Origin of the sequence: Paenibacillus albicereus (assembly GCF_012676905.1) — a bacterium.
In the GTDB taxonomy this organism is placed as follows: domain Bacteria; phylum Bacillota; class Bacilli; order Paenibacillales; family Paenibacillaceae; genus Paenibacillus_O; species Paenibacillus_O albicereus.
Window position 1 is genome coordinate 3,697,608 of sequence record NZ_CP051428.1, and the last position, 14,828, is coordinate 3,712,435.

10 protein-coding genes are annotated in these 14,828 nt (G+C 67.6%); 6 read left to right on the forward strand and 4 right to left on the reverse strand.

Annotated features, from left to right (window positions below; all coding sequences use genetic code 11):
- Window positions 1–40: 40 nt before the first annotated feature.
- On the reverse strand, window positions 41–1,159 hold the full coding sequence (locus HGI30_RS16570) for a response regulator (RefSeq protein ID WP_168908576.1): 1,119 nt from the start codon (window positions 1,157–1,159) through the stop codon (window positions 41–43).
- Between the two features lie 3 nt (window positions 1,160–1,162).
- Window positions 1,163–4,171 carry a hybrid sensor histidine kinase/response regulator gene (locus HGI30_RS16575; protein WP_168908577.1) on the reverse strand — a complete coding sequence of 1,003 codons (3,009 nt, stop codon included), beginning with the start codon at window positions 4,169–4,171 and terminating at the stop codon, window positions 1,163–1,165.
- A gap of 275 nt (window positions 4,172–4,446) precedes the next feature.
- Between HGI30_RS16575 and HGI30_RS16580 the strand changes: the two genes are divergently transcribed.
- The 6 genes from HGI30_RS16580 (at window position 4,447) to HGI30_RS23590 (ending at window position 12,046) form a co-directional block, all read left to right on the forward strand.
- On the forward strand, window positions 4,447–5,823 hold the full coding sequence (locus HGI30_RS16580) for a YheC/YheD family endospore coat-associated protein (RefSeq protein WP_168908578.1): 1,377 nt from the start codon (window positions 4,447–4,449) through the stop codon (window positions 5,821–5,823).
- Window positions 5,824–5,888: 65 nt separating this feature from the next.
- Window positions 5,889–7,043 carry a YheC/YheD family protein gene (locus HGI30_RS16585; RefSeq protein ID WP_168908579.1) on the forward strand — a complete coding sequence of 385 codons (1,155 nt, stop codon included), beginning with the start codon at window positions 5,889–5,891 and terminating at the stop codon, window positions 7,041–7,043.
- A gap of 40 nt (window positions 7,044–7,083) precedes the next feature.
- Window positions 7,084–8,454, forward strand: a complete 1,371-nt coding sequence (locus HGI30_RS16590) for a YheC/YheD family endospore coat-associated protein (RefSeq protein WP_168908580.1) — start codon at window positions 7,084–7,086, stop codon at window positions 8,452–8,454.
- The gene (locus HGI30_RS16595; RefSeq protein WP_168908581.1) at window positions 8,454–9,620 is read left to right on the forward strand and encodes a YheC/YheD family endospore coat-associated protein; all 1,167 of its coding nucleotides are present in this window, start codon (window positions 8,454–8,456) and stop codon (window positions 9,618–9,620) included. The genes HGI30_RS16590 and HGI30_RS16595 overlap by 1 nt, the downstream gene beginning before the upstream one ends.
- Window position 9,621: 1 nt before the next feature.
- On the forward strand, window positions 9,622–10,386 hold the full coding sequence (locus tag HGI30_RS16600; protein WP_168908582.1) for a GNAT family N-acetyltransferase: 765 nt from the start codon (window positions 9,622–9,624) through the stop codon (window positions 10,384–10,386).
- On the forward strand, window positions 10,343–12,046 hold the full coding sequence (locus tag HGI30_RS23590) for a YheC/YheD family protein (RefSeq protein WP_168908583.1): 1,704 nt from the start codon (window positions 10,343–10,345) through the stop codon (window positions 12,044–12,046). The genes HGI30_RS16600 and HGI30_RS23590 overlap by 44 nt, the downstream gene beginning before the upstream one ends.
- A gap of 52 nt (window positions 12,047–12,098) precedes the next feature.
- Here HGI30_RS23590 and HGI30_RS16610 read toward each other — a convergent pair whose 3' ends face one another.
- Together HGI30_RS16610 and HGI30_RS16615 are read right to left on the reverse strand one after the other, a co-directional pair.
- Window positions 12,099–12,791: an HAD family hydrolase gene (locus HGI30_RS16610; protein ID WP_168908584.1), complete on the reverse strand. Its 693-nt coding sequence runs from the start codon at window positions 12,789–12,791 to the stop codon at window positions 12,099–12,101.
- Window positions 12,788–14,689 carry a PAS domain S-box protein gene (locus tag HGI30_RS16615; RefSeq protein ID WP_168908585.1) on the reverse strand — a complete coding sequence of 634 codons (1,902 nt, stop codon included), beginning with the start codon at window positions 14,687–14,689 and terminating at the stop codon, window positions 12,788–12,790. Before HGI30_RS16615 ends, HGI30_RS16610 begins: the two co-directional genes overlap by 4 nt.
- Window positions 14,690–14,828 lie beyond the last annotated feature (139 nt).

A 14,828-nucleotide genomic window follows, 5' to 3' on the forward strand; every position in this document is an offset into this window, starting at 1 on the left:
AAAACCGGAACTTTGATTCCAAAGTCCCGGTTTTTGTCGATTAGAAATGCGCGGAGCCCATGTAGGAGGAGAAAGGGCGGGCGGGAGCGGTGCCCAGCTCGCGGGCGAGCCGCTCCTCCAGCTCCCGGTACTGCCTGGCCGCGTCATGCGCGCGGCCGAGGTAGAGGTAATGCCGGATCAGCTCTTCGTGGATGTCCTCGCGCAGCGGATCGAGCTCGAGCATCCGCTCGAACAGCGGTAACGCCGCGGCCGGCTTGCCCTCCCGCACGAGCAGCCTCGCCTTGCCCTCGAGCAGCTCCATCCGCTCCCGCTCCAGCCGCCGGGACAGCTCCGCCGCCCATTCGTACAGCTTGCCCTGGAGGAAGCCTCCCGGAGCCGCGGCCTCCGCCTGGTCGAAGTGCCGCACGTCCGGCGCCGGCTCGGCGCGGATGCGCTGCACGAGGCGCTCGTATTCGTGCAGATCGCAGTCGACCATCCGCGCCTCGACGCGGATGTCGTAGCGCCCGGCCTGCAGCAGCGGCTCGAGGCCCGCCTCGGCGAGCGACTTGCGGATGTAGTAGAGCGTCGAGTTGATGTTCTTGGCCGCCTTGTCCGGCTCGAGCCCCCGCCAGAGCGTATCGGCGATCTCCTCGCGGCTGGCCGTGCCCTTGCACAGCAGGTAGACGAACAGCTCCTCGGTCTTCGGGCTGCGCAGCTTGATTGGCGTCTCGCGTCCGGGACCGTCCGAGCGGAAGAAGCGGAGGCCGCCGAACATCCGCACGCCGAGCTTGGGCGGGGATGCAGGAGGCTGGGGAGGACGCACGCGCCGGCTCAGCCGCTCGACCGTCTTGGCGAGCCGCTCCGCGTTGACCGGCTTGAGCACGTAGTCCACCGCGTCCTGCTCGAAGGCTTCGACCGCGTAGCGGTCGTAGCCGCTGACGAAGACGACCTGCAGCGGCTCCCGCAGCTGCCTCAGCCGCAGGCCGAGCTCCATGCCGTCGATCTCCGGCATGTTGATGTCGAGGAACGCCACATCGACCGGGTGGTCCCGGACGTAGGCGCACGCCTCGGACGGGTGGAAGAAAGTCGCGGCGATCTCCACGCCCCCCAGCTCGCCGGCGATTCTCGCCAGCCTGCGCATGGACAGCTCTTCGTCGTCCACGATGATCGCTCTCAGCATCGTTCATCCTCCTCTCGGTTCGCTTGCCCGGCTCGACGCCGGGATGCGGAACGTCAGCCGCGAGCCGAAGCCCGTCCGGCTGTCCATGCCGAGCCGCTCTCCGTACAGCAGCCGCAGCCGCTCGCTCACGTTCCACAAGCCGACGCCCCCGATGCGCTCCGGCTGCTCGAGCCGGAACAGCATCGCCTGCGCGTCGAAGCCGGCTCCGTCATCCTCGACCGCCGCATGCACATACCCGCCGCGCTCGGCGACGGTCACCTTCACCTCGCCGCCCTGCGGCTTCGACAGCAGGCCGTGCCGGATCGCGTTCTCCACGAGCGGCTGCAGCAGCAGCGGCGGAAAGCGCAGTGCCGGGTCCGCTTCGCAGCGCACGCTCACCCGGAGCCGCGAGCCGAAGCGGGCCTTTTCGATCTCGGTATACGCCTCGATCAGCTTCAGCTCCGCGCCGAGCGTGGACATGCCGTCGCGCTGGCCGAAGTCGAAGCTGCCCCGCAGGTAGCCGGACAGATGGAGCGTGAGCCGCTCCGCCTTTTCCGGCTCCTCCACGCACAGCTCGGCGATCGCTCCGAGCGCGTTGTAGAGAAAGTGCGGATTGATCTGGGAGCGCAGGAAGGCGATTTCCCGCTCCCGCGCTTCCTTGACGGACTGCCGCAGCTTGACGAGGCTGCGCACTCTCGCCAGCAGCTCCTCCGCCGCGAACGGCTTGGCGACATAATCGTTGGCGCCGAGATCGAGGGCCAGCCTGCGCTCCTCCTCCCGCCGCCGGCCGGTCAGCATGAGCACGGGCAGCTCGGAAGGGGAGAAGCGCAGCCGCAGCTCCTCGAGCGCCTTGAAGCCGCTGCCGTCCGCCAGGGTGACGCCGAGCAGCACGAGGCTCAGCTCCCCCTCCGTCGCGAGCGCCGCGCGCGCCTGCTCCGCGGACCGGACGCTTACGGCCCGCAGCCCTTCCTGGGCGAGCAGCTGGCCGATCGCATGGCGGCCGGCGGCGTCCGGCTCGGCGACGAGCACGGCCGGCCCCCGGCCGCCGCGGGCCGGAGCGGCATGCGGCTCGGCGGCTGCCGCCGCCTCCCGCAAGGCCGGTCCTCTGGCCGCCTGGCCGCCCGGCTTCTCCTCCAGCAGCAAGGAGAAGCGGAAGGACCTGCTTTCTTTGCCCGGCAGCGGCTGAAGAACGAGTCCTCCCTGCAGCTCGATCAGCCGGCGCGAGATCGACAGCGCCAGCTCGGCGATATCCTCGTCCCCGGCGGCGAAGCCCGGCTCCGGCTCGGCCGTCTCCGGGCCGTCGAATGCGACGGTTACGACGGCGAAGCCGAGCTCCTCCTCGGCCGAGACCTCGATCCGGCCCCGCTCCGCGCGCAGCGCCGCCCGCTCGACCAGCCGGTGCAGAATCTGCACCAGCCGATCCTCGTCCGCGTAAACGGCCGGCATCGTCTCGGGCACTCCGTTCGCCAGCACGATCGGCCTGCCGCTCAGCAGGAACCGATGCAGCTCCAGCACCGACCCGACCGCGGAGCGGAGGTCGAGGTTGCGCGGCTCCGGGACGATGTCCTCGTGCTTGAGGCGGGAGAAGTCGTGCAGATCCTGCACGAGATACCCGAGCCGGCGGGCCGTGCCGGCGATCAGCGCGAGGCTGCGCGCGGAGCCGGGTCCGGGATCGCCGGCATGCGCCAGGCTGTCCGCCAGATGCACGACGTCCTGCAGCGGAGCTTTGATCTGATAGGTCGTCGAGGAGAGGAACTCGTCCTTCTGCCGATCCAGCCGCAGCAGCTTGCGGTGCATCCGCTCCATCTCGCGGAACGCCTCATAGAACCGGTAGACGATGACGAGAAACACGACGAGGCTGAACAGAATCAGATAGATTTGGCTGATGAGCAGCGAGCCCAGCATCGACATGCCGAACAGCAGGCAGCTGCAGGAATACAGGTTGAGCAGCAGCACGGCGAGCAGCAGCAGCAGCGATTCGTACCGCTTGCCGCGCGGCGCGCGGACATGCCGGACGGCCACGCTCCATAGCAGCCAGGCCATCATCAGCTGCTCGATGAAGATCGTGACGCGGTACACCGGAAGGTACTCGCGGATGCTGAGGAACGGAAACAGCAGCAGGCTGCCCAGCAGCATGAGCGCGAACAGCTTCGGCAGCCGCTGTCCGGCCTGCTTTCCTTGGAGCTGCATCATCAGGAAGAGCGAGACGAGGAAGCCGGCTACCGCGCTCATGTCCTTGATCGTGTACATGGCCTGGAAGGAAAGCCCTTCGAGGAGCAGGGAGAGCGGCCTTTCCCCGAGCAGGCCGTTGAAGACCGCCATCGTCAGGCAGGCGAGGCCGAACAGCAGCAGCGGCTCGTCCCGCTGGCCGTACAGCCATACCGCCGCGAACAGCACCAGATGGATGAGGCCGATGACCGTCAGCACGACCGCCATCGCAGACTCGCGGATCAGGCTGCGCTCATGGGCAGTGCGGATCTCCTTCTCCTCGCCGAAATAGAGCGGCATCGGAATGCCTGCATCGATGTAGTCGTAATTGGCTGCGTGCACGACGATCTCCGCTTCCTTGTCCCCCAGCTCGAAAGCGGCGAGGCCGGGCGAGTTGCCCGGCACGTAGCCTGCCCGGTCGAGAGCGGGCTTGCCGTCCGCGATGACGCGCCGGCCGTCCACGTAGACCGCGCTGGCGAAGCGGATGTTCGTCTTTTTGATCGCATAGACGCCGGCCTCGGGCACGTTCACCAGCCGCAGCCGATAGGTGGCGGCGCCGTAGGCGGGCCGCTCCTCTTCCGCCCGGCTGTCGTTCCATACGCCCGGCACCTGCATCCAGGAGGGCTGCTGCTTCGGCGTCTCGCCCGGCTGCAGCAGCTCGTTCCAATAAAATTCCCACTCGCCGTCGAGAGCGATCTGTCCGGAACCGTCCCACCCGGCGAGATCAAGCTCCCCTTGCACGGCCCGCAGCGGCCGCTCCGCGCCCCATCGCTCCAAGCCGATGCCGAGCGGCAGCCAGACGCTCAGCAGTATGATGATCCCCACGACGCCCATCGCCTTACGCCACAACCGTTCCGCCTCCACCCACTACTTACATATCAATATTGTCAGGACTTAGTTATCGGCTCCGGCGCCGCATTCGTGAAGAGGAGAGGCCCGCCTCGCCCGGAACCGGCTTCCGTCCGGCTGGTACAAAGCGTCCCGTCCTTCTTCGGGCCCGCCCAGAACCACGAGATAGATGTCCTCATATGATGAACGAATCCGTTTCATTCACCTAGACCTGCCATGCGTTACCCTTCGTTCCGGAAGGAGATTCACCGATGCTCAAATCCAAATCCAAGATCGCCGTCCAGGTGTCCCCGGGAGGCCACGGATCCGACGACGCGATCGTGCTCGGCGAGTCCGCCCTCAAGCAGCACAAAATACCGTCCGGCGCGCCCATCGCGCTCCGGTTCGGCTCGCATCGCGCGACCGTCCGGGTCGTATCCGGCGGCAAGGGCGATGCCATGCGGCTTCCGTCCGCGCTTGCCCGCAGCATGGGCATCCACGGCCCCGTCTCGCTCCGGCTGCAGTACCGGCCGAGCACCCAGACGCTTTCGCTCGGACCGCTGATCGGCGTGCTCGTCAGCCGCGACTATCCGCAGCAGCCGGACCGCCCGTTCGGCTCGATTACGATGTTTTGCCGCGAGCTCGTCGATGCGTGCGCCTCCCAAGGCGCCCATGTGTACTTCTTCACGCCCGATGCCGCCGGAGCCGGCCCCCGCATCGACGGCTGGGTCTACGGCGAAGGCGGCTGGCGCAAGGCGAGCCTGCCCGTGCCCGACGTCGTGAACAACCGGCTGACGGCGCGCAAGCTCGAGAACCGGGCGTCGGTCCAGCAGCTGTTCAAGGAAGCCAAGTCCCGCTACGGCACGCAAGTATTCAATGAAAAGTTCCTCGACAAGCATGAGGTGTTCGACGCGCTCGGCAAGGACCCCTCGCTCGGCAAGTACTTGCCGGAGTCGCGGCTGCTGAAAAGCTTCGCCGATCTCAAGACCGTCGCCTCCCGGCACCAGGCCGTGTTCCTCAAGCCGGTGCGGGGCAGCCTCGGCAAAGGCATCATCAAGGCGAGCCGGATGGAGGGCGACGGCATCCTCGCCACCTACACCGCGCCGGCCGGCGTCCGGCGGCAGGCTTACCCGAGCCTCGCCAAGTTCTACGGCTCGCTCGGCGGCAAGATGAAGACGGTCCGCTACCAGCTCCAGCAAGGGCTGACGCTGATCGACATCGGCAAGCGGCCGGTCGACTTCCGGGCGCTCGTGCAGCGCAGCGGCACCGGCGCCTGGATCGTCACCTCGGTCGTCGCCCGCACCGCCGGCAGCAACCACTTCGTCTCCAATCTCGCTCGCGGCGGCACGCTCAGCCGCGTCAAGGACGCGGTGGGCCGCAGCAATCTCGCGCCCGGCTACAAGGCCGGAGCGAGCGCCAAGCTGGAGAAGGCCGCGCTCGACATCGCCAAGGGCATCGAGGAGCGCATCCCTGCCCACTTCGGCGAGCTCGGCATCGACCTGGCGATGGATACCGGCGGCCGCGTCTGGCTGCTGGAGGTCAACTCCAAGCCGTCCAAAAACGACAACACGCCGCTCGAAGGGAACAAGATCCGCCCCTCGGTGCGGAACATGATCCAATACGCGCGTTACCTGGCCGGCTTCAGCTAGCGGCCGGATCGGCCCGGTCCGCCGCCGCGGCGGCAGCAGATGGAACCCGTAAGGAGGAGCCCGCGATGGAGAGCGAAGCAGGCGTGATCGGAGTTTGGATCGGAAAGCCGCCGGAGCCCGACGGCTCCGGCAGGCTGGCCGTCCCGGAGGACGGATTTCTCGCCGCGCTCGCCGAGAGGGCCGCGGAGCTGCGGCTGCCGCTGCATCTGTTCGCCGCAGAGGGGTTCCGCCCCGAGACGGGCGCGCTCACCGGCTACGTCCGGGAGAGCGGCTGCTGGCAGGAGCGGCAGGTGGCGCTGCCGGCGGTCGTCTACGACCGCTGCGGGCCGAGCGCCGCCTCCAGCCGACGCTTGCGCGAGGAGCGGCTGGAGCAGATGCGCCGGCTGCGCCCTCACACGCGGCTCAGCAGCTGGCTGCCCGGCAAGCTCGCGCAGCTGGAGGCGATGCGCCGGTCCGGCTCCGAGCTGGCCGCGCTCGCGCCGCCGACCCGGCTGCTGATCGGGGCCGGCTCCATCCAGGAGGCGGCCCGCGAATGGGGAGCCGTCTTCCTCAAGCCGGACGGCGGCATGCAGGGCCGCGGCGTCCTGTCCCTCGGCCCGGACGAGGGCGGCTGGCTGCTGCGCGGCCGGGCGGGGGACGGCCGGACGCTGACGGTCCGTCTGCCGGACCTGCAGGCGGCGGCCGAGCGGACATGGCGGATCGTCCAGGGGCGACGCTACATCCTGCAGCCGCAGCTGCCGCTATGCGACCGTCAAGGCCGGCCGTTCGACGTGCGCGCGCTCGTGCAAAAGGACGGCCGCGGCTTCTGGCGGCTGACCGGCACGGCGCTGCGGCGCGGACGGCCCGGCGGCATCGCCTCCAACCTGCACGGCGGCGGCGAAGCGCTGCCTGCCCGCGATGGCCTCGAGCTGCTGCTCGGCGCCGAAGGAGCGGCCCGCTGCTCGGCCGAGATCGACCGGCTGGCGCTGCTCGCCGCCGAAGCGGCCGAGAGCGCCTTCGGCCGGCTCGCCGAGCTCGGGCTGGATTTCGGCGTCGGGCCGGACGGCCGCCTTTGGCTGCTGGAGCTCAACTCCCGGCCCGGCCGCGACGCCTTCTCGTCCTTCCCGGGCGGCATCGCCCGCACGGCGGTGGAACGCCCCTTGCTTTACGCCCGCTTGCTGGGCGCGCGCCTTGTACCGGAGCGTTCCGGCGAAAAGACGCTGGCCGCTCCTTCGCGATAGATCGACCCACCCTAGCGATAGAACGTTCAGGAGGTTCATCATGAGTCTTACTTTGTGCAACGTGCATTTTTCGGATAAGAAGGACCGCGTCGTCTATGTATCCGGGCCGCTGTACCGATCGCTCAAGCTGTCGGACAAAAAGAAGCTGCAGATCAAGCTGGGCCGGGAGACGGTCACCGCCTCCGTCAAGGCGGTCAAGCGCGAGGGCAACCACGTGTTCCTCGGCTCGGCGCTGCGCCAGCAGATCCGCGTGCCGAAGTCGGGCAACGTGTTCATGCTCCATGCCTCGGAGAACGAGGTGCAGCTCGGACCGCTCGTCGGCATCCTGAGCGACGGCTACGTCAGCTCCTCCCTTCCGTTCGGCTCGCGCACCGGCTTCATCAAGGACCTGATCCGCATCGGCGAGAAAAAGGCGTATTTCTTCGGCTTCACTCCCAAAGACATCAACTGGGCGCAGGAGACGGTGAACGGCTACTTCCTGAACGCCGACGGCTCCTGGCAACGCAAGACCGTGCCGCTCCCCGACGTCGTCTACAACCGGCTGCCGAGCCGCAAGGCCGAGACCGGATCCTATATCAGCTCGCTGCGCGACCGCTTCGTGCGCAAAGGCATTCCGTTCTTCAACTGGAGCTACTTCAACAAGTCCGACGTCTACAAGCTGCTCGACAAGGACGTGGAGGCGCTGCGGCATCTGCCGGAATCCGTCTCCGGCCCGAGCGACGCCAAGATCAAGGAGCTGCTGGAGAAGCATCACTTCGTCTACTTCAAGCCGAGCGGCGGCAGCCTCGGAGCCGGCATCTACCGGCTGACGTACCAGCCGAAGCAAGGCTGGTTCGCCCGCTACCGCAGCGGCGGCAAAAACGTGCTGCTGCGCTTCTCCAGCTTCCAGGCGCTCATGCGCACGATGCACGCGCGGCACGGCGGCTCGTTCGGCGGCTATGTCGTGCAGCAGGGCATCCGGCTCGTCGAGATCGACGGCTGCCCGCTCGATTTCCGCTTCCACATGCACAAGAACGGCCGCAATGAATGGGTGACGGCGGGCGTCGGAGCGAAAAAAGCCGGCAAGGGCAGCGTGACGACGCACATCAAGAACGGCGGCGTGCTCATGACGCCGGGCAACGCGCTCTCCCGCACGTTCGGCAGCCAGGCCGGCGAGGTGCTGGAAAAGGCGAAGCGCGTCGCGGTCAAGATGAGCGAGGCGATCGAGCGCAACTATCCGCACCGGCTCGGCGAGCTCGGCCTCGACCTCGGCATCGACAAGGACGGCGAGGTATGGATGTTCGAGGCCAACGCCAAGCCCGGGCGCTCGATCTTCAAGCATCCCGCGCTCAAGCCGGAGGGCCGCGCGTCGCTGGAGTACATCCTTGAGCACTGCCTCTACCTGAGCCGCTTCCGGGGGAGGGACAGCTGATGGAATACGAGCTTCCGTACGGATTTGCCGCCGAGCTGACCGCGCGCAAGCCTGTGCTGGCGATATTGACGATGTCCGATTCGAAGCTCGGCTTCCGCGGCAACCGGGCCAATTTCGCCGATCTGATCCGCACCGGCAAAGAGATGGGCTTCACCGTCTACGTGCTGCCGATGCGCCACCTGAGCTTCTCCAAGCCGCTGCTGAGCGGCTTCTCGCTCTCCGATTCGGGAGCGGGCAAAAGCGAGTGGGAAAAGGGATTGTTCCCTTTTCCCGACCTCGTCTACAACCGCATCCCGCAGCGCGAGGATGAGCTCATGCCGCGCGTCCAGCGCAAGCTGAAGCTGCTGCTCGCAAGCCCTCGCGTGAAGGGCGCGTTCAACCCGTCCTTTTTCAACAAATGGGAGCTGTTCGAGTGGCTGCGCAAGTCGCAGGCGACGAAGCGCTACATCCCGTCGACGCGCCGGATGGCGACCGTGGCGGGACTGGACCGGATGATGAGCAAGCATCCGTATCTCTACCTCAAGCCCGTCAGCGGCAAGGCCGGCAAGGGCATCATGACGATCCGCGTCCTTCCGGAAAAGCCGCTGCCGTACCGGCTGAGCATCCAGCACAAGAAAAAAAGCAGCACCTACAATTGCTCGACGGTAGGCAAGCTGTGGACGCGTATCCTGAAAGAGAGCGGCGGCGAAGCCTATATCGCCCAGCAAGGGATCGACCTCGCCTCGTACCAGGAACGGCGGTTCGACCTGCGCGCGCTCGTGCAGAAGAACGGCACCGGCCAGTGGTCGGTCACCGGAGTCGGGGCCAGGGTCGCCGGCTCCAAGAGCATCACGACCCATGTGCCGCGCGGAGGCAGCATCGAGGATCCGGAGAAGCTGCTGAGCCATGCGTTCGGGCCGGAGAAGGCGCGGCAGCTGATCGGCAAGGCGCGCAGCGCCTGCGTGCAGCTGGCCCGCCAGATCGAGTCGGCCAGCGGACACAGCCACGGCGAGATGTCGATGGACCTCGGCGTCGACGATGCCGGCGGGCTGTGGTTCTTCGAGGCCAATTCCAAGCCGATGAAGTTCGACGAGCCTCATATCCGCAAGAAATCGCTGGAGCGCATCTTCCATTACGGCAGCTATTTGATGCGCTCGGCGAAGCCGGGAAAGGCTGGAGGCGCTTGACATGAAGGCAATGCTTCTGACACCGAAGCAGTGGACCCGCAGCCGCGAGCCGCTCCTGCGGCTGATGTCCGCCTGGGGCGGCGGACGGCTGTCGGCGGCAGGCCTTGCGGCCCTGAAGGAGCTGCGGGCGGAGGAGCTGGAGCCGGCCGCGGGAGAGGCTCCGGAGGCGGCGGTAGCCGTGCTGGTGGAGCAGGGGCGGACGGCGGGCATCGCCTTCGCCCGCAAGGCAGGCCGGGAGGCCTGCCTTGTCGCCGTCTCGCCCCCGTCCCGAGGGCAAGGAGCGGGCAGCCTCCTGCTGCGCGAGCTGCGGCGGACGTGGGGCGCGCTCGATTGCCGCGTCGCCGCCGACAACGCCGCGAGCATGAAGATGTGCTTCCGCGCCGGCATGGCCGCGGTCGCGCTCGAGGAGGGGCCGACCGGCAAGCCGACGCTCGTGTTCCGCAGCGGCGCGGGCGCGCGGGCGGCGGAGGCGCCGGAAGCCGCGCCGGAAGCGCAGGCCGTGCCGCCGGCGCAAGACGGCCGGGAAGGCGGACCGCGCGCGGAGCCGAACGCCGCCGCGCACCGCGCTCCGGCGCGGCTCGAGGCCGCAGACGCGGGGAGCGGGCACCGCACGCGGCCTGCCGGCGCGGCGATCGGCGCTGGAGCGGCGCGGAAGCGCCGATCGGAGGGAGCCGCGCGCGCGCTCCTGCCGGAAAAGTCCGCCGCCTCAAGGAGGGATAATCATGGCTCAGCCGGTGCTCGGCATCTTAACGTTATACCTCAATGAAAACAAGGCGCTCGAGGAGCGGCCGATCTATCAGCGGATGATCGTCGCCGGCAAGAAAATGGGGCTCGACGTGTTCGTCTTCACTCCCGCCGACGTCGACTACGAGACGAACCGGATCCAGGCGATGGTCTACGATCCGTCGTCGAAGACATGGTCGCGGCGCTGGTCCTCCTTTCCGCACATGATCTTCGACCGCTGCCGCATCCAGAAGAGCTACCGCTTCGAGCAGCTGCAGAAATTCCGCGCCCGCTACGGCCATCTGACCTTCTTGAACCGGATGCTGCGCAACAAATGGACGGTGTACAAGACGCTCGCGTCCCAGAGCCGCTTCCAGAACCGCCAGCCCCTGACCGTCCTGTACACCGGGCACAAGGATCTGGCCGACATGCTGCGCCGCTTCCCGCTCGTCTTCCTCAAGCCGATCAACGGCACGGGCGGACGCGGCATCCTGCGGATCGAGCGGCAGAAGGAAGGCGTCTATCTCATTCAGGGAAGGGATCAGTCCAGACGCATCATCCGGCCTCAGAAGGTAAACGCGGCCGCGCTGCAGGAGCGGCTGTCCTCCTGGAACCTGGGAGGCGGCAAGTACATCGTGCAGCAGGGCATCCTCATCAAGCTGCCGAGCGGCCGCGTCCATGACTATCGCCTGCTCGTGCAGAAGAACGGCCGCGGCGAGTGGGAGCCGACCGGCTGCGCCGGACGGGTCGGAGCGGCGGGGAGCATCACCTCCAACCTGCACGGGGGCGGCAAGGCGATGCGCATGGAGGAGCTGCTCTCCTCCTGGGTCGGCGACGAGGAGCTCGCCGCAGCCGTGCGCCGCGAGGCGGAGCAGTTCGGCGTCGATGTCGCCGCGCATCTGGAGCGGCAGTACGGCCGGCTGTGCGAGCTTGCGCTCGACCTGGCGATCGACCGCAAGGGCGGCATCTGGCTGCTCGAGGTCAACCCGAAGCCGGCGCGCGAGGTGTTCCGCCAGAGCGGCGATCTGGCCACCTACGAGCGCGCCATCGTGAAGCCGCTCGAGTACGCCATGTACATCTACTCGAGGCGCGGACGCAAGTCCGGCGGGCGGACGGCCGGATCGCGCACGAAGGGCTCGAGGACGGCCGGATCGAGAACGGCCGGATCCAAGACGGCCGGATCGAGCTTGGCCGGGTCCGAGGCGGCCGAATCGCGTACGAGCGGCTCGCGGCCGGCGGAGAAACCGTCTGCGCCCGGCTCCGCCTCCAAGCGGCGGAACGCCGAAGCCGCCTCCCCTGCGGGCGGCTCGGCGGCTCCGGCGCGCAAGCCGAAGCCGGCCGCCGGCGCCGGACAGGGGACGAAGCAGCCTCCGGCCGCCGGACAGGGCGACCGGGATTCAGCGGCACGCCCGCGCAAGCCGAGGCCGCTCGCCGGCTCGGGGCCGTTCGCGGCGAGCAAGCCGACGATCCGCTCCGTCCAGCTGCCGACGGGCGCTTCTTCCCCCTCCTCCGAAGCGCTGGACCGGATGCCGGACGCCTCGGAGGAGGCGCCGCCTCGGCCGTTCGACTTCGCCGGAGAAAGGCCGGCCGAGCCGCGGAACGACGCCGAGAAAGCGGCCGCACATCCACGAGCCGCCGCAGGCGAAGCGCCGCAGGGCGGCTCGCACGCGGCGGCTCCCGGGCCCGAATCCGCGGACGTTTGAACGAAAAAGAAGCGCCCCGGCCGCCCGAAGGCGGCGAGGCGCTTCTTTTGACTCATTCGCCGAGCAGCTCCAGCAGCTCCCCGAAGCGGCGGATGCGGACATCCGCTCCGTCGAGCTCGGACGACGAGCCGAAGTCGGCATAGTCGCAGCCGACGACGGCCAGGCCGTTGCGCTTGCCGGCATCGACGTCGGAGGAACGGTCTCCGACCATCCAGGCGCGCGCCACGCCATGCTCCTCCAGCAGCAGCCGGACGAGCTCCGCCTTGGTCGCCGTGCCCCGGCCGCCGGCCGTGTACAGGCCGTCGAACAGCGGCTCCAGCCCCTTGTGCCGGACGATGGCCTCGACATAGGGCTGCAGCCCGTTGCTCGCCACGAACAGCCGGATGCCTCGCGCCCGCAGCTCGGAGAGCGTCTCGGCGACGCCCTCGTACAGCATTCCTTTGCCGGCCGCCAGCTCTTCCAGCTCGAACTGGAGCAGCAGCTCGTCGGCACGCCGGCGGGCCGTCTCGGACGCCGTCGGCATCAGCTTGAGCCAGATGTCCTCCAGCAGCATGCCGAGGCAGCCGAGCAGCGCCTCCACCGGCGGCTCCGGCTCCTCATACAGTCCCTCCTCGCGCAGCGCGGCAAAAATCCGCCCGTGCGCCTCCAGCAGCAGCGTCTCCGTCTGCAGCAGCGTGCCGTCCATATCGAACAGCATCGCTTCCGGCCGCTCGAGCCGGATGGATCCGTCCGCTCTGTCCGTCATGCGGAACCTCCCCTTTCCTCGTTGCCTTCCTTGCTCCCACTATAGCCCAGCCGCTCGGCCCGGGCAACGCCGCGCTCGGCGGCATGCCCCCCCTCCTCCGCCACCCGCCTTCTCAGCAGCGGACTCTCCTGCGGCAGGTACACTTCCACGACGGTTCCCACACCCTTGCGGCTAAAAAACTCGATCGATCCTTCGTGCCCTTCCAGGATGCGCTTCGTGACCATCAGGCCGAGCCCCGTGCCCTTCTCCTTGGTGGAGTAGAACGGCTCTCCCAGCCGGTCGAGGCATTCCTCGGGCATGCCTCCCCCTTGGTCGGCCACCATGGCCAGCCACCCGTCCTCCGCGGACTGCAGCTCGATGCGGATTTCGCCCTTCTCCATGACTTCGATCGCATTTTTGATGAGATTGACAAAAACTTGCTTGATCGCATATTCCTCTCCGAGCACGACCGCCTCCGGAAGCGGCTCCAGCTTCAGCTCGATCCCCTTGAGCAGCGCCTGCGGGCTCATGAGCGTGGCGACCGCCTCCAGCACGGCGTTCAGCCGCAGCGGCTTCACGACGCTCTTTTGCGGCTTGGCGAGCAGGAGCAGCTCGTTCGTGATCGCTTCGATGCGGGTGATCTCCTCCTGCAGAATCTGGAACATGTACGCCTTGTCGGCCCGCTCGTTGTACGTTTCCAGCAGCCGCACGAAACCTTTCAGCGACGTGAGCGGATTGCGGATCTCATGCGCCACCGCAGCCGCCAGCTGACCGGCCGTCTGCAGCTTCTCCGATTTGAGGAGCAGCCTTTCCGTCTCGAGCTTGTGGGTCAGGTCCTTTACAATCAGATAGGCGCCGTCCTTCGCTCCGTTGAGGAGAATCGGCACGAGCTCCACCTCGGCCAAAATCACCTCGCCGCCCCGCAGCGTCAGCGGCAGCGGCAAAGGAAGCGGAAGCGCCTGGGCGGACAGCTGACCCTCGGCATTTTCCCATAGTCGGCTGAGCGCCTCGCTCGTCGCGCGGTCGAGCTTCGCCAGCTTGTCCGCCTTTTGGCCGGCCAGCTCCTCGGACGCAGCTCCGAACAGCTGCTGTCCGGCCGGATTGCACTCCTTCACCCGGCCTTCGGCGTCGAGCCGGAGAATCGCGTCCGAATGATGGGCGATCAGCGAGCGCAGCCGCTGCTCGGCCTCCCGAACCTTCGTCTCGCTCCGTTTCTGGCTCGTGATGTCCTTGCCTATGCCGAAGATGCCGATGACCCGGCCGTCGACGACGATCGGAAAATTCGTCACCTGCGCGCATTTCTCCCGGCCGTCCTTGGCGACGACGCGGTATTCCCGATGCTGCGGCTGCCCGGAAGAAGCCTGGCGGAAATGCTCCCTCGCCCTCATGCGCTCGTCGGGATGAAGCAGCGGCTCAAAGGCGCTCCCGACCAGCTCCTCTTCGGCATAGCCCGTCACTGCGGACATCGCCGGATTGACGAGCATGAACCTCCCCTCCAGGTCCATCTGGAACACCGAATCCTGGTTTTGCCGGAACAGGGACTCATAGCGCTGGTCGAGACGCTGGCTATGCTTGCGCTCCTCCGTCACGTCGCGGAAGACGACCGCCAGTCCGGCGGGAAGCGGCAGCGCCTGGACCGAATACCAGCGGTCCGTGACAGGGGAATAATCCTCGAAGCGGGCCGGACGGCCGGTCGCAGCCTCCTCCTCGTAGATGGATCTCGCCCGTCGGATCCAATTGTCGGGGAGCAGCTCCCAGACGACGATGCCGTACAGCTCTTCCCTCCGCTTGCCCGCAAGCTGCTCCGTCCTCCGGTTCGCATAGATGAACCTCCACTCGGAATCGAGCAGGCAGACGGCTTCCTCGACGTGCTCCCATAGGGATGCCAGATCTATCTTGCTGCGCAGCTCTATGTCCATCGCGCTGTCCTCCCGCTCATGCGAAATGCTGGAAATCATTGCCCTCGACATGAATGTAGCGGCTCCAGCCCTCGATAGCAAGCCGAACGTGCCGATCGCGAGCGGCCGGCTCGAATTCAACTAGGCATGTGTCCGCCAT